At 69.8% G+C, this 20,465-nt stretch carries 16 protein-coding genes and 2 tRNA genes; 5 read left to right on the top strand and 13 right to left on the bottom strand.

All coding sequences use genetic code 11. The features are described 5' to 3' along the window. Positions 1–16 precede the first annotated feature (16 nt). Positions 17–1,987, top strand: coding sequence for a TRAP transporter permease (locus tag LIP_RS00240; protein ID WP_068141236.1), 1,971 nt, complete (start codon positions 17–19; stop codon positions 1,985–1,987). Positions 1,988–2,032: 45 nt separating this feature from the next. Then, a complete protein-coding gene (locus tag LIP_RS00235) occupies positions 2,033–2,533 on the top strand; it encodes a pyruvoyl-dependent arginine decarboxylase (RefSeq protein ID WP_068132753.1) in 501 nt (166 codons plus the stop codon). Positions 2,534–2,577: 44 nt separating this feature from the next. Here the strand turns inward: LIP_RS00235 and LIP_RS00230 are convergent, their stop codons facing one another. After that, positions 2,578–3,708: a hypothetical protein gene (locus LIP_RS00230; protein WP_068132750.1), complete on the bottom strand. Its 1,131-nt coding sequence runs from the start codon at positions 3,706–3,708 to the stop codon at positions 2,578–2,580. 217 nt (positions 3,709–3,925) lie between these two features. On the opposite strand from LIP_RS00230, the gene LIP_RS00225 reads away from it, so the two are divergent. Together LIP_RS00225 and LIP_RS00220 are read left to right on the top strand one after the other, a co-directional pair. Next, positions 3,926–4,945 carry a VanW family protein gene (locus tag LIP_RS00225; protein ID WP_068132746.1) on the top strand — a complete coding sequence of 340 codons (1,020 nt, stop codon included), beginning with the start codon at positions 3,926–3,928 and terminating at the stop codon, positions 4,943–4,945. 78 nt (positions 4,946–5,023) lie between these two features. Beyond that, entirely contained in the window at positions 5,024–5,455 is a 432-nt protein-coding gene (locus LIP_RS00220) for an EamA family transporter (RefSeq protein ID WP_158509499.1), read from the top strand. Between the two features lie 63 nt (positions 5,456–5,518). Here LIP_RS00220 and LIP_RS00215 read toward each other — a convergent pair. The 5 genes from LIP_RS00215 to LIP_RS00195 all read right to left on the bottom strand — a co-directional run bounded on the left by LIP_RS00215 (position 5,519) and on the right by LIP_RS00195 (position 10,750). Then, positions 5,519–5,595, bottom strand: a tRNA-Arg gene (locus tag LIP_RS00215). A 165-nt stretch (positions 5,596–5,760) separates the two neighbouring features. Continuing rightward, positions 5,761–7,491 carry a chloride channel protein gene (locus LIP_RS00210; protein ID WP_068132743.1) on the bottom strand — a complete coding sequence of 577 codons (1,731 nt, stop codon included), beginning with the start codon at positions 7,489–7,491 and terminating at the stop codon, positions 5,761–5,763. 718 nt (positions 7,492–8,209) lie between these two features. Then, positions 8,210–8,740 (bottom strand): GNAT family N-acetyltransferase, encoded by a 531-nt coding sequence (locus LIP_RS00205; RefSeq protein ID WP_082725638.1) that lies wholly within the window; start codon positions 8,738–8,740, stop codon positions 8,210–8,212. 16 nt (positions 8,741–8,756) lie between these two features. Beyond that, complete coding sequence (locus LIP_RS00200; RefSeq protein WP_068132736.1) at positions 8,757–10,598, bottom strand: chloride channel protein; 1,842 nt, start codon at positions 10,596–10,598, stop codon at positions 8,757–8,759. Between the two features lie 57 nt (positions 10,599–10,655). Then, positions 10,656–10,750 (bottom strand) — tRNA-Ser (locus tag LIP_RS00195). Between the two features lie 217 nt (positions 10,751–10,967). Here LIP_RS00195 and LIP_RS00190 point away from each other — a divergent pair. Then, positions 10,968–11,306 carry an FUN14 domain-containing protein gene (locus LIP_RS00190; protein WP_158509498.1) on the top strand — a complete coding sequence of 113 codons (339 nt, stop codon included), beginning with the start codon at positions 10,968–10,970 and terminating at the stop codon, positions 11,304–11,306. Positions 11,307–11,312: 6 nt separating this feature from the next. On the opposite strand, the gene LIP_RS00185 is transcribed toward LIP_RS00190, so the two are convergent. From LIP_RS00185 to LIP_RS00155, 7 genes are all read right to left on the bottom strand, one after another. Then, positions 11,313–11,702, bottom strand: a complete 390-nt coding sequence (locus LIP_RS00185) for a DUF309 domain-containing protein (RefSeq protein ID WP_068132729.1) — start codon at positions 11,700–11,702, stop codon at positions 11,313–11,315. Positions 11,703–11,917: 215 nt separating this feature from the next. After that, complete coding sequence (locus LIP_RS00180) at positions 11,918–13,546, bottom strand: DUF4340 domain-containing protein (RefSeq protein ID WP_068132727.1); 1,629 nt, start codon at positions 13,544–13,546, stop codon at positions 11,918–11,920. Further along, positions 13,543–15,123 carry a GldG family protein gene (locus LIP_RS00175; RefSeq protein ID WP_068132723.1) on the bottom strand — a complete coding sequence of 527 codons (1,581 nt, stop codon included), beginning with the start codon at positions 15,121–15,123 and terminating at the stop codon, positions 13,543–13,545. Before LIP_RS00175 ends, LIP_RS00180 begins: the two co-directional genes overlap by 4 nt. Beyond that, a complete protein-coding gene (locus LIP_RS00170) occupies positions 15,120–15,830 on the bottom strand; it encodes an ABC transporter permease subunit (RefSeq protein WP_068132720.1) in 711 nt (236 codons plus the stop codon). The genes LIP_RS00175 and LIP_RS00170 overlap by 4 nt, the downstream gene beginning before the upstream one ends. After that, positions 15,827–16,807 (bottom strand): ABC transporter ATP-binding protein, encoded by a 981-nt coding sequence (locus tag LIP_RS00165; RefSeq protein WP_068132717.1) that lies wholly within the window; start codon positions 16,805–16,807, stop codon positions 15,827–15,829. The genes LIP_RS00170 and LIP_RS00165 overlap by 4 nt, the downstream gene beginning before the upstream one ends. A 270-nt stretch (positions 16,808–17,077) precedes the next feature. Beyond that, positions 17,078–18,394 carry a short-chain fatty acid transporter gene (locus LIP_RS00160; protein ID WP_144440240.1) on the bottom strand — a complete coding sequence of 439 codons (1,317 nt, stop codon included), beginning with the start codon at positions 18,392–18,394 and terminating at the stop codon, positions 17,078–17,080. Positions 18,395–18,456: 62 nt separating this feature from the next. Further along, entirely contained in the window at positions 18,457–20,442 is a 1,986-nt protein-coding gene (locus LIP_RS00155) for an AMP-binding protein (RefSeq protein ID WP_068132708.1), read from the bottom strand. Between the last annotated feature and the right edge of the window lie 23 nt (positions 20,443–20,465).

Below are 20,465 nucleotides of genomic sequence, written 5' to 3'. Positions count from 1 at the left end.
CGCCCCTCCGTTCGACGTGCCGGCAGCGCCTGAGGCGCCAGCTTCTGAGGACGAGGCCTTCGACCTCGAAGAGGTCCTGGCCAAGTACGACCGCGAGTCGGCCTTCCGGCGGCTGGGCGGCCCTGTCGGCTGGGCGATCGCCGCGACGCTCATCGCGTTCTCCCTCTTCCAGCTCTACACGGCTGCCTTCGGGGTCTTCGACGCCCGCATCCAGCGGGCCATCCACCTGGCCTTCGGGATGAGCCTGGTCTACCTGCTCTTCCCCACCCGCAGGGGCGGTTCCCGCACGAGCCTGCCCTGGTGGGACGTGCTGCTGGGGCTCGCGGCCGCGGCGATCCCCCTCTATTTGGTGGTCTTCTACCAGGAGATCGTGATGCGGGCCGGGCTGCCCACCCCATCGGACATCGCCGTGGCCACGGTGGCCGTTCTGCTGGTGCTGGAGGCCACCCGCCGGGTGGTGGGGATCCCCATCGTGGTCATCGCAGTCGCCTTCCTCGTCTACGCGGCGGTGGGGCGGCAGATGCCTGGCTTCCTCGCGCACCGCGGGTTCAGCTTCGCCCAGATCGCGAACCACATGTATTTCACCACGGAGGGCATCTTCGGCATCCCGCTCGGGGTCTCGTCCACCTTCATCTTCCTGTTCATCCTCTTCGGTGCTTTCCTGGAGAAGACGGGCATCGGCCGCTTCTTCATCGACCTGGCCAACGCGGTGGCCGGGTTCGCCTCGGGGGGACCGGCCAAGGTGGCGGTGATCACCAGCGCGTTCGAGGGTACCATCTCGGGCAGCTCGGTGGCCAACACCGTGGGCTCCGGGAGCTTCACCATCCCCATGATGAAGCGCTTGGGCTACCGCCCTGAGTTCGCCGCCGCGGTGGAGGCGGCCGCCTCCACGGGGGGCCAGCTCATGCCGCCCATCATGGGCGCGGCCGCCTTCCTCATGGCCGAGTTCACGGGCATCCCTTACATCGAGATCGCCAAGTCCGCGATCCTTCCGGCCCTGCTCTACTTCACGGGGATCTTCATCGCCGTCCACTACGAGGCGAAGCGCGTCGGCCTCCAGGGCATCCCGCGCAGCCAGCTCCCGAGCCTGTGGTCCGTGATGCGGCAGCGGGGCCACCTCTTCCTGCCGCTCGTGGGCATCATCTACCTGCTGATGGAGGGCAACACGCCCATGAAGGCCGCCTTCTACGGGATCGTGCTGGCCGTGGCGGCGGCGATGGTGCACCCCTCCACCCGGATGAGCTTCCGGGACATCGTCGGGGCCCTGGAGCAGGGTGCCCGGGCGGCCCTGGGCGTGGTGATGGCCACGGCCGCCGCAGGCATCATCATCGGGGTGATCACCCTCACCGGGCTGGGGCTGAAGCTGGCCAGCGGCCTCGTGAGCCTGGCCCAGGGGCAGCTCCTGCTCACCCTCTTCTTCACCATGATCACCTCGCTGGTGCTGGGCATGGGCTCGCCCACCACGGCCAACTACGTCATCACCTCCACCATTGCGGCGCCGGCCCTGCTGCAGCTGGGGGTGCCCATCCTGGTCGCGCACATGTTCGTCTTCTACTTCGGCATCGTGGCAGACATCACGCCGCCGGTGGCCCTGGCGGCCTACGCGGGCTCAGGGATAGCCCGCAGCAACCCGCTGGCCACGGGAGTCACGGCCAGCCGCATCGCCATCGGCGCCTTCCTGATCCCCTTCATCTTCGCGTTCAACCCCTCGATGCTGCTCATCGACGCGACCTGGGTGCACACCCTCCAGATGGGCATCACGTCGGTGCTGGGGATGTTCGGCGTGGCCGTGGGCATGGGCGGCTTCTACCGGGCCGCCATGTCGCTCCCGGAGCGGCTCCTCTTCGTAGCCGGGGGCCTCTTGATGATCGACCCCAAGCTCCTCACCGACTCGGTGGGCCTGCTCCTGCTCGCAGCAGGGATCGCGGTTCAGATCGTGCGGGCCCATGACCAGACGGGCAAGCCCATCGGTCGTTCCGCACACTAGGTGGCTGCATAGCATGGAGTCGCATCCCACACTGGAGGTGGCCCCATGCTTCCCACGCCTTCCGTTTTCTGCCTGGCCGCCGGGGACGCCGAGGGCGAAACGCCCCTGACCGCGTTCGACGGCGCCCTCCTGCGCGCGGGGGTTGGGAACGTCAATCTTCTCCGGGTGAGTAGCATCCTCCCGCCCAGAGCCCGGCAGGTGGAACGGGTGGTCCTGTCGCCGGGCGCCCTGGTGCCCATTGCGTACGGGTCGCTGTCCGCGTCCGAGCCCGGGGTGACGGTCGCCGCGGCGGTGGCCGCGGCACCCGGCGAGCCCGGGAAGCCGGGCGTGATCGTGGAGCACGCTCTGCGGGGAAGCCGGGCCGATGCCGAGGCGGCGGTGACCCGGATGGCACGGGAGTGCTTCGGCCGGCGGGGTGAACCAGAGCCCGAGCGCATCCTGGTGGCCAGCGCGGAGCACCGGGTGGAGGTCTGCGGGTGCGCGTTCGCAGGCGTGGTGCTCTGGTACCATGACGCGCCCGGGATGGAGGCAACCCCACCGCGCTAGGGTGGAGGGCGGCGGCCGTGGGAGGCGGCTGCCCGCCTGGCAGGTCAGGCCCGTAGCCGCAGGGCGCCCGCCAGCACCAGGAGAGTGAGAAGGGCCGCCAGGCGGGGCACGGACTCGATTCCCAGCATGTCGGCCGTGATGCCGCCCAGGACGGCGCCCAGGATGGCCGCGAGCCCTTCGGCCGCCTCCATCCCCCCCACCGCCGTACCCACTGCCCGACCCGCTCCCATCGCCTGCGTGTACGCTCCTACACGGAGCAGGGCCGAGGCTGGGATGAGGTAAGCCACGGCCGCACCGGCGACGGTGCCGGAGCTGGCCATGAGCATCAGGCCCAGCAGGGCGCCCGCGCCCCAAGAGATCACGCGCCCGGGGCTCTTCCCCGCACCCCATCGCTCCATCACCCTGTAGGCAAGCCAACTGAGCACGGTGGCGCTGGTCACCGTGGCCCCGTAGAGGTCCATCGACGCCCCGAGGTGTTGGGTGAGGTAAAGCACGTAGACAGAGCCGAAGAACTCCCAGGCAAGGCTGGCGCCGTACAGGACCCAGGCAGCAGGCAGCCAACTCGGCTGCGAGACGCCGGAACGGCGGCCGGGCTCTGCTGGCGCGCCCCCGCCCTTGGCCGCCTTGTGGAGGATCGCGACCGCGGCCGCGGCGACGACCAGAAGCGGTCCCAGCACCTGCACGAGGCTAAAGGTGCCTCCCATGCCCCAGGGCTGGCTCCTCCCAAGGATCACGCCACCCAGCACGTAGCCCAACGCCTCCCACTGAAACCACCGGCTGAGGGCGTGTGCGGCGACCCGCGGGCTCCCTTGCGCCAGGGCCAGCTTGGAAGCGGGGTTGAAGGACGACGCCACGAGAGACGCCAGCGCCATCCATGCGAGAAGCTCTCCGCCAGTTCTGGCTGTCGTCACGGCGAACATCAGCCCCGCGTATCCCGTGAGGCCCAGCGGCATGAGGTGGCGCGGCGCCATGGGCCGCGCTGCGCTCCGGCCCCAGAGGGGTGCCAGGACGACCCGACAGGCGGCGGGAAGGGCCGCGGCCAGAACCGCCACTCGGTAGCGACCCTCGCCCAGAACGCTCATCAGGTGCACGGGTACGTACCCGTAGAGCACCACGTCCGCCACGGCCCTCAGCACCACGCCGGCCGCGATGGCTGCCTGCGAGACGGCGGCCACCTCCCTGTTATGGTCCGTTGGCCCCGGTCATAAGGGTTATGTGGGCCGGGGTCGGGGAAGTCGGGGGGCATGGGGCAGGACCCGTCGGGGAAACCTGTTGCGGAGCCTTTCCTCGGGAGCGGGCGCGGCTCGAGCGCCGGCGCCGGGCAGGCACATGCCCGCACAGAGGGATCTCGCGCCGCCCATCGGACCGTGGCGAACCGGAGGGACCCGCTGCATGCAACGACACGGGGCGCGCTGGGCCGCTCTTCTGGGCACCCTCGGGGCCGCGCTCATCCTGGTTGGAAGCCTTTCGTTCCGGTCGTGGGGACCCCGGTTGGGCCTGATCCTGCCCGGTCACCGGGCGCCAGGGCACGACGGCCCACCCCTGGCGGGGCTGCCCCCGAGCACCGCACCCGAGGGCGACGGCGACAGCGACCCCACAGACCCTTTCTGCGGCATCCCGGGCACACCTGAGCCCGACCTCTCCGGACCCGTGTCCGCCGGCGGCCTCCCGTGGGCCGGCAACGAACCGCCAGCCCTGAGCCGATTGCGGCAGGAGCTCGGGGCGGACCGGCTGGTGGCCGCTTACCGAACCGTCCTTCCCCACCCCCTTCCGGGAGAGGAGGCCAACGTGCGCCACGCGGCGAACCTCCTGGCTGGCGCCGTCGTTGGGCCGGGTGAGGCCTTCTCGCAGAACCACCGGCTCGGTCCTTACAGCCGGGACCGCGGCTATCGCGAGGGGCCCGCCTATGCCGGCGGGCGGGTCCTGGTGACGGTCGGCGGGGGCGTCTGCAAGATCGCCTCGACCTTGTACAACGTGGTGGTGCTGGCGCAACTGCGGGTGTTGGAGCGCCATGCCCACAGCATGCTGGTGCCCTATGTGCCCCCGGGGCAGGACGCGACGGTTTCATACGGCTCCAAGGACTTCCGGTTCCAGAACTCCAGTCCTGGCCCTGTGGTGATCTGGGCCGAGAGCGTCGACCACACCCTCACCATCGCGCTCTACGGATCGTACACACCGCCTGCCATCCGGTGGCACCACGAAATCGCCGGTCGCACCGAGCCCCCCGTCATCCGGCAGTTCAACGCCCAGCTTCCCCCCGGCCAGGAGCGGGTCGCCTTCGAAGGGGCGCCCGGGCTGGTGGTCCACAGCTGGATCACGGTGGGCACCGGGACGTCGGCGCGAACGGGAGACCTTGGGTGGAGCACCTACCGGCCCATGCCCAAGGTGATTGAGTTCGGGCCCGACCGCTGAGACGAACCCAGCATCCTTCCCACTGCTTCGGACGCCGGTGTGGCCACCGCTTCGGACGTCAGCCTGGGGGGAATGGTGGTGTTCACCTACGTGGTTGCCCTCTTCGGGGCTGCCTGCTGGGGCATCGCCCCCATCTTCGGCAAGCTGGGTCTTCGCAACGTCCACCCCGCCGACGGCCTGGCGGCGCGAAGCCTGGTGACCCTGCTCTTCATGGCCGGTTGGGTGCTCCTTGGGGGCCGCGCGCGGCAGGTGTGCGCCATCTCTTGCCGCGACTGGTTCTTCCTCGGTGCGGAGGCCTTCCTCGCCACCCTGGCGGGCGATCTCGCGTACTACGCTGCGCTCAAGTGGGGGGCCGCGGGCCAAGCAGCGGTGGTTCTCGCGGCCTCACCGCTGGTGACCGTGGGGCTGAGCCGCTGGATCCTACACGAAGAGATGCATGCCCACCAGGTGCTGGGCGCGTTGCTGGTGGTGGCAGGGCTCGTCCTCCTGGCGTTGCCCCATCGGGCCTAGCGCGCGACGAGCCCGTGATATGAGGAACGCCCGCCGGAACCAGTCGTCCGGTGGGCGTCTCGCTGGTGCGCCGGAGAGGATTCGAACCCCCGACCTTCTGATCCGTAGTCAGACGCTCTATCCAACTGAGCTACCGGCGCATGCCACGCTCGCGTCGGGTGGCCGCGACCAAGCTGCCACCCCAGTGCAGGGCCTAGTATAGCAGGAGGGGCTGCCTGAGTCAACGCCGCCCGGGGCTCGTCCGCCCGCTGGCGCCCCTGCGCCCCCGTGCGCGGGCGACGGGGCGCGGCTGCTAGGCGGCCTCGTTACTCGCCCCCCACCCCGGGCTCCAACTCCTCCGGCGGGCGCGGCTGGCTCCTGAGGAGGCGCTCGTTGTAGGCGCGCAGCACGTCGCTCTTGGTGATGATCCCCAGGAGCCGCCCAGGGTCCGCCGGATCCACTACCAGAACCCGCCCGACCCGGTGGGCCGAGAGCTCCCGGAGGACTCGGTCGAGCGTATCGTCCGGGTGGCTCACGATCGGCTCGCGGCTCATCACCTCGGACACCGGCCGCTCGAGCCGGCCGTCCATCGGTGTCTCGCGCACGTCTTCCAGGGTGACGACGCCCACCAGGCGTCCGCCCCCGTCCACCACGGGAAAGCCCGTGTAGCGGTAGCGTTGCATGAGGGCCACCACGTCCGCCACGGTCTCGTCTTCCGAGACGGTCCGCACCTGGCGGCACATGGCCTCGGACGCCGTCACCTCGCGGAGGAGGTTGATCTGCCGGCCGCTCCGCCACTCGATCCCTGCCTCGTGCAGGCTCAACGTCTCGATGTTGTAGGGGCCGAAGGCCCCGGACACCTTGTACGCCGCGACGCTGGCCACCATGGCCGGCAGGATGATGGCATAGTCGCGTGTGATCTCGAACAGGAGGAGAATGGAGGTGATGGGCGCCAGGGTGAACCCCGAAAGCATGGCGCCCAGCCCCACCAGGGCGTACCCTCCGCTGGCGGAAGCGACACCGGGTAGAAGCCCGTGCATCAAGACTCCGTACGATCCTCCCAGGAAGGCGCCGATCACGAACCCGGGTGCGAAGACGCCGCCGGCGCCCCCCGAGCCCAGGGTCACCGAGGTGGTGAAGAGCTTGGCTCCCATGAGGCCCAGGAGCGCCAGCCAGGAGAGGCCTCCCTGCATCGAGACCGCAATGGGGGAGTAATCGCCTCCCAGCGTCAGAGGCAAGGCAACGCCCACCGCCCCGAAGATCAGGCCACCGACCCCAGGCCGCACCCACTCGGGGCCGGGAAGCCGGCGAAAGAGGCGGCGGGCGCGCCGGATCGAGTGGATGTAGAGCTGACCGGCCAGCCCGGCAACGATCCCCAGGCCCGCGTACAGGGGTATCTCAGCCCAGTGCCGGAACGTGTACGCGGCCACCTTCAGGACGGGCTGGTTCCCCAGGAACCCGTAAGCCAGCACGCTGGCTGACACGGCTGCAAGCACCACGAAGCTGAAGGTAGAGGCACCGAAGTCGCCCAGGATGATCTCCAACGCGAAGAGCGAGGAGGCAATGGGGGCATTGAAGGCGACAGCGAGCCCTGCCGCCACCCCTGCGGCCAGCAGCGTACGCATCTCCTGCTCCGACACCCGGAGCCAGCGCCCCAACGTCCCGGCCACGCCCGCCCCGATCACCACCACCGGTCCTTCGCGCCCTGCTGAACCGCCGGTGCCGATGGTGATCACCGACCGCACGAACGTCTTGAAGGTCTGCCACGGACCCACCAGGTCCCGGCCCAGGCCGGCGCCATAGATCACGTTGGTGACCCCTCCGAAACGCGGGCTTGCACCGATGGCACCCAGCAACCCCACCAGCAGCCCGCCCCCGAGGGCCAGGCCCACCACGGCCAACCCGCGCCCTTCCGTGACGCTTCGGCCGTAACGGACGGCCGCGTTGGTGGCTGCGTAGAACGCCAAGGACGCAAGACCCGCCAGGAGCCCGGCCAGCACCACGAACCCCAGGAACAGGTTGGGCCTGTAGCGCGCCCATCCCAGCCGCCGAATCACCCATGCCCACCGGGAGCGCGCCCAGGAGCTACTTTCCGTGTGCACTGAATGAAGAACCTGTCCGTTCACGCCGGCGTACCCACCTTGTCATCCGAGGACTTCTGGCTGGCCATGCTCCGCCCCACCTGCCGATCGTCCCCAGCTGAGCCGACCCCCACACGCTCCCCCGCAGCACCTCACGACCTCCCTTCCATCGGGACGCGCCGCGGCCAGGACGAGAGATCCCTCCCACCGTCCTGGAACCGGCGGTGTCATGATCCACCACGCCACGCGGGAGGGCTATGGCGAGGAACTGCTCTTCTCGGTGGAGTTCAGGAGGGAGGCCAGAGACCGGTGGCCGGTCTGAAGGGACGCGTGCCTGTAGCGCAGGGCAGCCTTCCAGGCCCTTTCCAACGGGTGGGCGAGCAAGTCGTCTGCGGCAACCCCTGGTACGGGTGCCGGCGCATCGACGGGCTCGAACTCCGCCGATTCCACGCCCGGTAACGAGCGGCGGTACGTGGGCAGAAGGATGCCACGAAGTGCCGCAAGGAGGGTGAGCCATGCGAGTTCGGCCCGCCACCTCCGCATCCTCGCGCCTCCCTCCACGGAGCGCGTCCGCCAGCCAGGGCCGAACGCACCGGGGCGGCGCAGTGCCCGCAAGGACGCTGCCCGTCCCATGAGTTCAAGTCTACCACGCCCTCCAGCGGCACGCAACGCCCTGGGTCGTCGGACGTAGCCCTCAGTTGCCCGGTTTCAGCCCAGCGCGCTCGATTTCGAAGATCAACGAGTGGGTCCCATTCATATTGTCGATGGCGTCGACGTGCTGAAAGCCCATCTTCCGCAGGACGTCCGCCGTGTCGGGATCCTGGTCGAGGACCTCCACCTGGAGGCGGTCGAGTTCCTTCTCGCGGAAGGCGTAGCCGGCAAGGGTACGAAGGGCATCCTCCAGCACCTCGGGGCGCCTCGCCCGGGGCTCTCCCACGAAGGGGATGACCCACGCCTCCCGGGCCACAGGGTTGATGCCGTGCAGGTCGAGGTCGCCCACGTATCCGGCATCGGGCAGCTCAATGGCCCACTGCTCGCTGCGCGGATCGTGCGCGAGGGTGGCGAACCACCGCCTGAGGTCTTCCTCGGTGCGGGGATCCACCTCGACTCCAAGGGTACGGCGGTGGGTTTCGGGGTCGTTGCTCCAGAGGGTCCGGAGCGTCATGTCCTCCACGCGCAGTGGTCGCAGGCGTACAAGGCGGCCGTGCAACTCGCGGGGAGCCATCCTCTCCACCTCCCGGTCAAGGCTCGTCGGTCTGGCCCGGCGCAACGGCGGTCGAGGCCGGGTGCTCCTCCACCGCGTCGATCCCCTCGGGGACGGACGGCTCCTCTCGCCGGTGGCCCACCAGGGCCCGATTGTAGGCCCGCAGCACGTCGCTGCGCGTGATCACCCCCAGGACGCGCCCGCCGTCTGCCCTGCTCACCACGGGGAGTCTTCCCACGTCGCGACGTTCGAGCACGTCCAGGATGGCATGAAGGTCGTCATCAGGGTAGGCCACCACCGGGTCGGGCGTCATGATCTCCCGGACCTGGCGATCGAGCCGCCCATCCAGGGGGGTGTCCCGCACATCCTGGAGGGTCACCACGCCCACCAACCTGCCCCCCCGGTCGACCACGGGGAACCCGTTATGCCTGAGCTGCTGCATCCGCGCCACCAGCTCGCGCACCGTCTGCTCGGCCCGCACCGTGTGGGCCGGGCGGCTCATGACCTGGTTCACGGTCAGCTGCTCCAGGACCGCCACATCGCGCCCACCCTTGAGCGTCACGCCCCGCCGGATCAGCTTGGTGGTGTAGATGGTGGCCCTGCTGAGGGCGTTGGCCGTCATGGTGCTCACCACCGCCGCCAGCATCAAGGGGACGATGATCCGGTAATCACGGGTCATCTCGAAGAGGATCAAGATGGCGGTAATGGGCGCCTGGGTGGCGCCCGCGAAGAAGGCGCTCATGCCCACCAGGGCATACGCGCCAGGCTGCGCCGTTACCGTCGGGTAGAGCCCGTGGACCAGGTGACCGAAGGCGCCGCCAAGCATCGCACCGGTGAAGAGGCTTGGCGCGAACACGCCCCCGGAACCGCCCGACCCCAGGGTAAGCGAGGTGCTGAGCATCTTGGCACCCAGCAGGGCGAGGAGGAGGAGGGGGGCCAGTTCGGCGTGAAGCGCCGCCTCGATGGCCGGATAGCCGGGGCCCAGGCTCTCAGGCAACAGGAGGCCGATGAGGCCGAACCCCGCGGCTCCCAGGGCGGGCTTGAGGAGCCCGCGCAGCGGCAACCGCTCGAAGAAGTCCTCGGTGCGGTAAAGCAAGTCGACGAAGGCGCGAGCCGCCAGCGCGGCCAGCAGGCCCAGCACCACGTAGAAGGCGAGCTCGCCGCGGCTCACCAGCTCATGCGGCGGTACCAGGAAGGCGGGTTGGTTGCCCAGCAGCGCCCAGGCCACCACCGAAGCCGTGGCCGAAGCGAGGACCACCATGCTGAAGGCCCCGACGCTGAACTCACCAAGGATGACCTCCAGCGAGAAGACGGCGCCCGCGATGGGCGCGTTGAAGGTGGCGGCGATCCCGGCGGCGGCCCCACAGGCAACCAGCGTGCGGACGCGCGCTTCCGACAGGCGGAGGACCTGGCCCAGGCTCGACCCGAGCCCGGCGCCGATCTGGACGATGGGCCCCTCTCGACCCGCCGAACCACCCGTTCCGATGGTGAGGGCGGAAGCGACCGCCTTCACCAGCGCCACCCTGGGCCGAATGCGCCCACCGCGGACGGCTACGGCCTCCATCACCTCGGGAACGCCGTGGCCACGAGCCTCGCTGGCCCACCGATAGGTCATGGGACCCACCAGGAGGCCGCCGAGGATCGCGGCCCACACCACCCCGGTGCCCTGCAGGAAAGGCGCAGCCGCATCGAGCAGCCCTGCAGCCCGGCCGACCAGCCCGATCATCCAGTAGAAGAGCGCCGAGGCGAAGCCGCCCGCAGCCCCCACCACCACCGCCAGGACCAGCACGATGAAGTTGGCTGAGAGCGGAAGTCGCTCCAGGAGGCTGCGTGAGCGAGCATGCGGTCCGGCCGCCCGGTTGTGCGGTGCAGCATTCACCCGCCCATGCCCCCTCGGTACGCGGGAAGGGCCGCCCTGTTAGGGCGGCCCCGACTCTGGCGGAAGGGGAGGGATTCGAACCCTCGCTAGGGCCCTATGACCCTACTAGCGGTTTAGCAAACCGCCCTCTTCGGCCTCTTGAGTACCCTTCCACGTCTGGGAGGCCCACCGCGGCTGGCTCTCACAATCTAACACAGCGCGAGGGAGGCTGTCAACGTGGGGCAGGCCCGGGGAAAGGCGCATGGAAACGGCTTGCATTGCAAAGCCTACCTTCACTGGGCTATGATAGCCCTGGGTGACACTCCGGCTTTTCGCCGTCGCCCGGAGCCTTCCAAGGGAACGCGTGGGGTGGGGAAGGCGGTGGGACACATGGACCCGGCAATGGTCGGACAGGTCGACTGGGCCCTCCTCGGCGGCCAGGCGAGCCTGGGCGCGCTCCTCGGCTACGCGGTGGGGTTCACGGCGAAGAAGGCCATCAAGGTGGGTCTGGTCCTCCTCGCCATCTTCCTGGTCGCGGGCGTCGCCCTGGAGCAGATGGGTTTCTTGGTCGTCAACTGGGGCCTGATCGAAGAAGCCTACCGGGGTTCGGTGCAACAGGTGGGCGGCCTGGGCGGCTTCCTGCGGGATTGGGCGGACCGCTTCGCCTCGTTCATTCCTGTGGGGGCCGGCTTCGGCGTGGGATTCCTCCTGGGACTGCGCAAGGGCTAGATCGGTTCAGGACCCTGCCTCTTCGGCCCGCCCTTCGGTGAGGCCTTCCACCTTCAGGCGGATGGCAGGGAGGTGGTAGGTGCCTGCGCGATCCTCGTTCTTCCGCAGCACGACCTGCAGGCATGCTTCCAGCTGGGGGAGCAGCTCTTCGATCTCCATGCCCTGGTGCCGGGGCGCAAACTCCCGCAGGATCTCGGCCGCCGAGTGGAAGAGGCTCGCGGCCCCGAAGAGGTTCCCGTCCTCCCAGTGGCGGTAGGCGCCGGCCACCTGGATGAGCCCCTTGTAGAACCGCTTGGTGGTGTTGCGCTGCCAGAGATCCTGGAGCGCCTCGTAGGCCTCATGGTAACGCCCTTCGTTGAAACGCTGCACGAAGCTCTCGTACTCCTCGACGTACATTCGGCCCCGTTCCCCCTTCCGCTCCAGGCACCCTGCCCTCGGGAAGGCACCCCGGGATGCGAGCGCCCGGGACGGTAGGTGCGGCGCGGGCCGGCCCGCGCCGCACCCTGGGGCCATTCTAGCACGGAACGTCCCTGGCGGCAGCCCCATCCGGACGACTCTCCTTCGTCCCACCACCTGGACGCGTCCGGAGTGCCCCGCGGGGGTGGGTTCCCTCAGAGATGCTCGGTGAGACGCTGCCAGTCCGCCGGATCCGCGTGCAGGAGGAGACGCTCCTCCCCGGCAGCCCACAGCAGGCGCACGGTCTGCGTCCCCTTCACGTCCTCCTCACCCGGCAGCCGGGTCACGGTCACAGGGGCGGAGGGCTGGGCCGTTCCCTCCGGCTCCAGGGTCATCTGCTGCGCCCCCTCGGGCAACGCGCCGCCCGGGGACCAGCCAGCCTCCGCTTCCGCCTCGCGCCCGACGGCAACCGCCTGGGTCGCCCGGAACGCCAGCAGCTCCTGGAGGAAGGCTCCTGCCTCTTCGGACCCCTTCCAGGCGCCGTCGTCGCCCCGTTCCAGCACGGTGGCGGCGTCGCCGTCCTTCCAGGCGACCCGTTGGAGCGGGATCTGGTCCGGGCTGCCCGCCCGCCACCCCTGCGGCAGGAGGCTTCGCTGGGCGAGCTTCAGGGGGTCGGCGGTGGTGTCCCAGAACCGCTGCAGGCGGTCGCCCCGAACGCGGTAGACCCGCCGGTCGCTGGCCAGCCGCACGTACACGCCGCTGCCGTCCGACAGGAAGTCGCCCACCCAGAGCACCCGGGCTCTCGGAAGCGCTTCGGCCGGTGCGGCAGCCCCGGCCCCCTCCGTGGACGGGCCGGACGCCTCGCCGGTCCCCCCGGACGCGTCCGCCTCCGGCTGCGGCGTCGGCGGCTCAGGCCTCAGCCAGACCACCGCCTCGCCCCGGGGGTTGTCGAGGCCGTACTCGGCCAGCTCCTCGTCCGAAGCGTTCTCGCTCACCACCTGGTCGGCCCGCAGGAGGTTCAGGTCGTAGAGCAAGTCCTGAACCGTCGAGGCGTCGGCCGGTACACGTTCGGGCCTCTCTAGCCGCCACGTCTCCCCCGCCCGCACCAGCTCGACGGGCGGCTTGTCGGCCCACAGGAGGCGCAGGGCCGTTGCGTCCGCCGTCTCGAACCGGGCGAATTGCATCATGCGGAAGGCCCCGGCGCCCTCGAAGAGCTTCTCGATCGGGTACGAGGGGAGGGTGTACACCTCCGCCCGTCCGGCAGCTTGCACGTAGTAGCTCTGTACGGCGCCCGTGGAAGAGCGCAACGGGGTCGCTTCGCCCACCCGCAGCTCGCGGGTGACGGGCTCGGCCGCCTCGCGCTGCACGTGGAGGCGCACCGTGGCCCGTGGCGGGTCCAGACCGAAGGGCTTCAGGTCCGGCGACCCACCCGCCTCTTGGGCCGCGGCCTCTTGGCCGGGACGGGGCTCCGCCAGGGTGAAGAGCAAGCTGGAGACGGCGCTGGGATCCGCGGGCACCCGCTCCGGCTCCACGATCCACCACTCGGTCTCGGGACCGGGCGGGACGTAGGTGTCGAAGGGGGAGGCGACCTTCCCCTGGAACCGCTCGGGCAGGTGGTAGGTCACGGCGGCGGCAGGTGCGCCGGTGGAGCGCTCGAGCACCAGCCGGTCGCCGTCCTCCGCCTGCACCTCCACCTGGCGGACGGCGTTCCGGTCCTCCTGCCAGAAGGCCTTGGGAGCCGTCGTCTCCGTCCCGCCACCGGAGTCTCCGCCGCGCAGGGTGTAGACGAGCAGGCCCGCGAAGACCACCACGGTGCCCAGGAGCACCCAGGATCGCCGGTTCACAGCGCCCGCCTCCTCCACCAGACCGCTCCACCCGCCAGCAGGACGGCGAGGGGCAGGGCCACCACGAACCCGTAGAAGAGCCGGGTGACCAAGCGGCTCGTCAGCTCGACGGTGGGGTTCTCCAGCGTCTTGGGACGGATGCTGATGAGCTGCTCCTGCCCCGCGAGCCAGTTGAGGGCATTGAGGAAGAAGTCCTGGTTGCCCTGGAAGCCGAGCACCTGACCCTCCAGGAAGGAGGCGTTCCCCACCACGACGGCCACGGGCTCGGGGGCCGCCTGGGATGCCTCAGGGGCCTCCTCCGCACCCGACGCCGCCTCGGCGGCACCCGCCGCAGGCCGGGCGGCGCCCGAGGCGCTCTCGGTCTTCCCACCGGAGCCCGAGGCGGCTGCCACGGGCCGCGTGACGGCCACCGCCAGCGTCATGGGACCTGCCGCGTCCTCCGGGTCCTTCTTCAGGTCTGTGCCCTGGAACGAGGTCTCCCCCCAGGCATCGAGGCTCGTCTCCAGCAGGCCGGCCGCTTCCACCGGCGCGTCTTCCTGCGCAAGGATCTCGAGGGACCGGGCCCGGGGGAGCATGACCCGCATCTGCTTCTCCTGCAGGTCGCGCGTGATGTCGTGGTAACGCAGGGTCGGCATGGGCGAGAGCGGGTCCAGGAAGAAGGATTGCTGCGGGTCCACCACCACGTCCTTCTGGAGGCGCACGCCCAGGTGCTCAGCGAGCCCACTCCAGCCGGGAACGTCGCGGGGGGAGGGATCCATGAGCAGCACCAGCCGCCCGCCACCGTCCACGTAGGTCTGGATCTGCTCCCGCTCCCGGGGGTCGAGGTCGCTTTGGGGTCCGGCGGCCACCAGGACCGAGGCTTCGTCGGGCACGCTGCCCTCCTGCGCCAGGTTCAGGGTGTCGACCGTGTAGCCCTCGCCTTCCAGCAGGCCCGACAAGGCCGCCAGGCGGTCAGCGGGCGTCGATTCCCCGTGCCCGGTGAGGAAGTAGACCTTCAGCGCCTGCTCCCGGCCCAGCTCCACCAGCGCGCGGGTGACGGCCTGCTCTCCCCGGAACTCGGCCTGCATCTGCGTAGCCCCGGGCGCATACAGGTTGGCCGGCTCCACCCGCCGGTCGCGGCCGCCCTGCTCCAGCACCACCGTGTCGTACTGGCGGATCTGGTACTGCTGGGCCACCGAGGGTTCTTTCACAGGGTCGACCAACCGGAGCCGGAACCGGTCGCTGGCCCGGGCGTACTGCTGCAGCAGGTCCTCCAAGGGGCCGCCGGATCCCTCGCGCACGAAGGCCGTCACCTGCACCGCGCCGGGCAGCTCCCGGAGAACCTTCAGGCTCTGGGGCGACAGGGTGAACCGCCCTTCGGCGCTCAGGTCCGCCTGCCAGCCAGCGCGCCCCACGAGCACGTTCACCAGTACCAGGATCCCGATGACGGCCACCGTGAGCACCAGCGACTCCCCGCCCCGGCGCACCTGGCGCCGGCGTAGGAAGCCGAAGCGCCCGCCACCGGGGCCAGCGGAGCCCACGGGCTGCGTTCCCGCCCGTTCCTGCTCGTTCGATGGACTCGGCTGTTGCTCGCTCATCCCCACAACCTCCGTTCCAGGTTGCGCTCAGCGAGGAAGAGGAACCCCACGGCCAGGCTCAGGAAGTAGGTCAGGTGGGTGCCGCTCACCAGCCCCCGGGTGAAGGGCTCGAAGTGACCGAAGGCCGACAGGGACCGGAGGACCAGGCTGGCGGGGCCGGTCATCGCTCCCGCGGCCCAGTCGACGAGCCAGAGGAGCAGGAGGAGGCCGAACCCCGCCACGGCCGCTACCACCTGGTTGCCGGAGAGGGTGCTCGTGAAGAGCCCTACGGCCAGGAAGGCCGCCCCCAGCAGGAAGAAACCCAGGTAGCTGGTGAGGATGGTGGGCACGTGCGGCCCGGCCCGTAGGACCAGCACCAGCGGGTAGCCGGCCGTCAGCACGAGGATGCCTCCCAAGAGCGTCGCCACCGCCAGGAACTTCCCGACCACCACCTGGCCCAGGCTCACGGGCGTGGTGAGAAGGAGCTCCGAGGTGCCCCGGGCCTCCTCCTCAGCCCACAGGCGCATGGTGAGCACCGGCACCAGGAAGATGAGGAGCACCGAGCTGTTACCGAAGTAGCCGGTCAGGGAGGCCGTGGCCGTGTTGGCCAGGATGACCCAGTAGAAGTAGCCGCCCAGGGCGAGGAAGACCGCGGCGACGACGTACGAGAGCGGCGAGGTCAGGAGCAGCCGCATCTCCTTGCGATAGACCGTGCCGACGGCGCTCATGCCGAGACCCCCTCCTGCCCGGCGGCGTTCTCCTCGGGCGTCGTCTCTTGGGTGACCAAGTGCACGAAGACCTCCTCGAGGGAGAGACTGGGACGGGTGAGCTCGAGGATCGGCCACCCGGCCTCGGCCAGGGCGAAGAAGAGCGCCGGCCGGGCGTCCGAACCGGGACGCTCGTCCACCCTCAGGCGGGTCTCGCCGGAAGCCGCCTCACCCACGGCCTCCACCCGCTCCACCTCCGGGAGCTGCTGGAGCCGCTGGACGACCTGGGCGCCGCCCGCCCGCACCACCAGCTCCAGGCGCCCGCCGCTCCGCACGCTGTGGCCCAGGTTCTCGGTGCGGTCCTCGGCGACCAGCCGCCCGCGGTTGATGATGATCACCCTCTCGCATAACGCCTGGACCTCGGGCAGGACGTGGGAGCTGAGCAGCACCGTGTGGGCTCCCGAGAGCTCCCGGATGAGCTGGCGGATCTCGATGATCTGCTGCGGGTCCAGCCCCACCGTGGGCTCGTCCAGGATGAGGACGGGCGGTTCCCCCAGAAGGGCCTGGGCCAGCCCCACCCGCTGGCGGTAGCCGCGGGAGAGGTGACCGATGAGGCGGCCCCGCGCCGGGCCCAGGTCGGTGCGCTCCATGGCCTGCTCCACCTGACGGGTCCGCTGCGGCCGGGGAATGCGCTTGAGGTCGCTCACGAAGCGCAGGTACGCGAGCACGGTCATCTCGGGGTAGACGGGCGGGTTTTCGGGGAGGTAGCCGATGCGGCTCTTCACCTCCGTGGGGTTCTCGACAGGGTCGAAGCCGGCCAGCTCCACCCGGCCCTCCGAGGGGGGCATGTAGCCGGTGATGATGCGCATGGTGGTGGTCTTCCCGGCACCGTTGGGTCCCAGGAACCCCACCACCTCGCCCTCGCCCACCTCGAAGCTCAGGTCCTCCACCGCAGAACGCCCGGCGTACCGCTTCGAGACATGTTCGAGACGGATCAAAGCGGCCCATCTCCTTTCAAGATCCTATTGTAGGAAAGCCGGGCTGGCGGAATCAAGGGAAAGAGAAGCCAGAGCCGGCGGCGACGGGATCTGGCAACCTCCGGCGCAGATCGCCCCCACGGTGAGATGACATTGCCGGCGCGGGAACGTCGGACCCCACCGCGGCATGGGCTGCGGTGGGGTCCGAGGGGGTTGGAGGTCGGGAGGCAGGCGGGGTCACAGATGGGGGGATCCTACCTCCTATCGCGGGACACGCTTCGCTTCGTCGCCCTAGACCACGAGCAGAGCCACTCCGATGATGACGCCCGACACCAGCAGCGCCATGAGACAGTACCCCATGATGTCCCGGGCGCCGAGCCCGGCGATGGCCAAGGCCGGTAGGGCCCAGAAAGGCTGGATCATGTTGGTCCAGGCATCGCCCCAGGCGAGAGCCATGGACGTCTTGGCCACGTCGGCCCCCAGGGTGAGGGCCGCCGGGATCATCACCGGGCCTTGCACCGCCCACTGCCCGCCCCCCGAGGGAACGAAGAGGTTGACGACCCCTGCGGAGAGGAAGGTGAAGAAGGGCAGCGTCCTAGCGCTCGCGATATCCACGAACCACTGCGAGATGACCACCGCCAGCCCGGACTCGGTCATGATGCCCATGATGCCCGCGTAGAAGGGGAACTGGAGGACGATCCCGCCCACCCCCCGTACGGCCTCGTTCAGGGCGTTGAGGTAGTTCCTCGGGGTACCCTGCAGGATGATGCCGGCGATGAGGAAGATGAAGATGACGAGGTTCAGGTTCAGCGAGCCGCCACCCACGAAGTAGGTGACCAGGTAGGCGAGGCCGATAAGGCCCACCAGGGCCGACAGCAGCCAAGAGCGCTCCGCCAGGTCGGCGGGGGTGGGCTCAGCGGCCGCGCTCGTCTGGGCGGCGACCGTCTCGAAGAGCGCCGGGTCCACTTCCACCACGTCCTCCGGCCGAGGCATCATCGCCCGGTTGAGCAAAGGCAGGGCGATGAAAAGCAACAGCACGGGAACCCAACTCACGGGCGCGAAGATGGTCTCCGCTACCGGAATCACGCCGATCTGAGGTTCGAGGAAGTGCCCCGGGGTCGCGATGGCCAGGGGCACCGAGCCCGCCAGGCCTGCGTGCCAGACGAGGAAACCAGTGTACGCGCTCGCGATGAGGAGCCGGTAGTCGACTCCCTTCACTTCCCGGGCCATCTCACGGCCCAGAAGCGCGCCCACCACCAGGCCGAAGCCCCAGTTGATCCAGGAGGCGAGCGCGGCCACCAGGGTGGTGATGACGATGGCCCGCCCCGGCGTCCGGGCCGCCCGGGCCACGGTGCTCAACAGGCCCGAGACCGGGCGGCTGGAAGCCATCACGTGGCCGGTTACCAGTACCAGCGTCATCTGCATCGCGAAGGTGAGCAGGCCGAAGAGACCATTACCCCAGTAGCGAAGCAGGTCCATGATGTCGTGGGGTGTGAGGCCGATGCCCATCAGCAGCACTACGAAGGTGAGGAGGACGGCGAAGAGGAACGGATCGGGCAGGTATCGACCCACCACCCGCACCAGGAGCTGCGTCGTGCGCTGGAACATCGTTTTCCCTCCCATCTTCTTCTGATCAAGGCTCTGTTCGTTTGAACGCCGTGCTCGTTCGTTCACGCCCCCCGCCCCAAAGCCCGGGGGATCGCCTGGAGGACGTCCGGGTTCTCCAGGGCCGACAGGTCACCGGGCTCCTCGCCCACGTAGTGGGCCCGGAGTACCCGCCGCATCAGCTTGCCGTTCCGGGTCTTGGGGATCTCGGGGACGAAGTGGACCTCTTGCGGCTTCAGGCTCTTGCCCAGGAGACCGGCCGCGTGCTGGGCCAGTTCGGCCGCCAGAGACGGTGTGGCCGCGCTCGCATCGTTCAGGATCACGAAGGCGACGATGGCCGTGCCCTTGACGGGGTCGGGCGCGCCTATCACCGCCGCTTCCCGCACCGCCGGGTGGGAGACCAGCGCCGACTCCACCTCGGCCGGCCCCACCCGCTTGCCCGCCACCTTGAGGGTGTCGTCGGAGCGGCCCTCCAGGTACCAGAAGCCTTCGGAATCGAGCCGCGCCCAGTCCCCGTGCACCCAGAGGCCGGGCAGTCGGCTCCAGTAGGTCTCCACGTAGCGCTCGGGGGCCTGCCAGAAGCCAGAGGTCTGGCCCGGCCAGGGCGCCCGCAGCACGAGCTCGCCCACCCCGCCCCGCACCGGGCGGCCTTCCTCGTCCACCACGTCCGCCGCCATGCCTGGCAACGGCCCGCCGAAGGAGCACGGCTTCAGGGGCAGGATGGTGTAGCAGCCCAGGATGCCGCCTGAGATCTCGGTGCCGCCCGAGTAGTTGATGATGGGAGCACGCCCCTCCCCCACTACCTGAAGCGTCCACTGCCACGGCTCGGGGTTCCACGGCTCGCCCGTGGAGCCGATGGCCCGCAGGCTCGAGCGGTCGTACCGGCGCACCCACTCCTCGCCCTTCCCCATCAGCGCCCGGATGGCCGTGGGCGAGACCCCGAGCAACGTCACCCGGTGGCGCTCCAGCAGCTCCCAGAGGCGGCCAGGATGTGGGTGATCCGGGGTCCCCTCGAAGAGCAGGAAGCTCGCCCCGAGCCAGAGGGCGCCGTAGACCATCCAGGGGCCCATCATCCAACCCATGTCGGTGACCCAGAAGAGGAGGTCGTCCTCCTGGAGATCGAAGGCGTGAGCCAGGTCCTGGGCGGCCTTGAGCGGGAACCCGCTGTGGACGTGGACGGCGCCCTTAGGCTTGCCCGTGGTGCCCGAGGTGTAGATGATCATGAAGGGCTCATCGGCCCGGGTGCGGCGGGTCTCGTAGGTCTCGGTGCCCATGGCCAGCACCTCGTCCCAGGCCACGTCCAGGTGCCGGTCCCAGGCGACGGGGCTCCCCGTGCGACGGACCACCACCATGCGCTCCAGGCTCGGTACCTGCTCCACCGCCCGGTCGGCGATGGCCTTCATCGACACCTCCTTGCCCCGCCGGTAGAAGCCGTCGGCGGTGATCAGGAAGCGGGCCTCGCAGTCGGCCAGGCGTGAGGCGACCGCCTCGGGCCCGAACCCGGAAAAAAGGGGTGTGAGGATAGCCCCCGCCTTGGCCAGGGCCATCATGGCCACCACCGTCTCGGGGATCATGGGGAGAAAGAGCCCCACCCGATCCCTGGGCCGGAGACCCAGCCGCTCGAGGCCGCCGGCCAGACGATTGGCCTCCCGGTGGAGCTCCCGGTACGTATAGCGGCGCGCCTCGCCGTCGTCTCCCTCCCATACGAAGGCTGTGGCGTCTTGCTTGGGCGTCTCCAGCCACTTGTCGAGAGCGTTGTGGGCCAGGTTCATGACGCCTCCGGGGAACCAGCGGGGCCACTGCGGGCCGCGGCTCAGGTCCAGCATCCGCTCGGGCGGCCGGTGGAAACGAACGTCCAGGTCTTTCAGCACCTCGGACCAGAACCACTCAGGATCCTGCACGGATCGCCGGTGCAGCTCTCCCAGGCTTCCCAAGCCGTGCGCGCGTATGAAGCGCAGCAGGCGGCTGCGGGCCAAGTCCCGCTCGGACGGATACCACGCGGCACCGGGGGTGTTCGGTGCCGGGAAGAGACCGTCGTCCGTATGAACCATGGGGTTTCACCTCCCAGTCGGTT

The sequence above is a fragment of the Limnochorda pilosa genome (genome assembly GCF_001544015.1).
Classification (GTDB): domain Bacteria; phylum Bacillota; class Limnochordia; order Limnochordales; family Limnochordaceae; genus Limnochorda; species Limnochorda pilosa.
Note: the sequence above shows the minus strand (reverse complement) of the source record. Positions and strands in the feature narration are given on the sequence as shown.

What these genes read in the sequence shown, in the direction of transcription:
- LIP_RS00235 (WP_068132753.1), top strand. Translation starts at nt 2,033, where the DNA reads ATGCTTCCCACGCCTTCCGTTTTCTGCCTGGCCGCCGGGGACGCCGAG.
- LIP_RS00225 (WP_068132746.1), top strand. Translation starts at nt 3,926, where the DNA reads ATGCAACGACACGGGGCGCGCTGGGCCGCTCTTCTGGGCACCCTCGGG.
- LIP_RS00205 (WP_082725638.1), bottom strand. Translation starts at nt 8,740, where the DNA reads ATGGCTCCCCGCGAGTTGCACGGCCGCCTTGTACGCCTGCGACCACTG.
- LIP_RS00190 (WP_158509498.1), top strand. Translation starts at nt 10,968, where the DNA reads ATGGACCCGGCAATGGTCGGACAGGTCGACTGGGCCCTCCTCGGCGGC.
- LIP_RS00185 (WP_068132729.1), bottom strand. Translation starts at nt 11,702, where the DNA reads ATGTACGTCGAGGAGTACGAGAGCTTCGTGCAGCGTTTCAACGAAGGG.
- LIP_RS00175 (WP_068132723.1), bottom strand. Translation starts at nt 15,123, where the DNA reads ATGAGCGAGCAACAGCCGAGTCCATCGAACGAGCAGGAACGGGCGGGA.
- LIP_RS00170 (WP_068132720.1), bottom strand. Translation starts at nt 15,830, where the DNA reads ATGAGCGCCGTCGGCACGGTCTATCGCAAGGAGATGCGGCTGCTCCTG.
- LIP_RS00160 (WP_144440240.1), bottom strand. Translation starts at nt 18,394, where the DNA reads ATGTTCCAGCGCACGACGCAGCTCCTGGTGCGGGTGGTGGGTCGATAC.
- LIP_RS00155 (WP_068132708.1), bottom strand. Translation starts at nt 20,442, where the DNA reads ATGGTTCATACGGACGACGGTCTCTTCCCGGCACCGAACACCCCCGGT.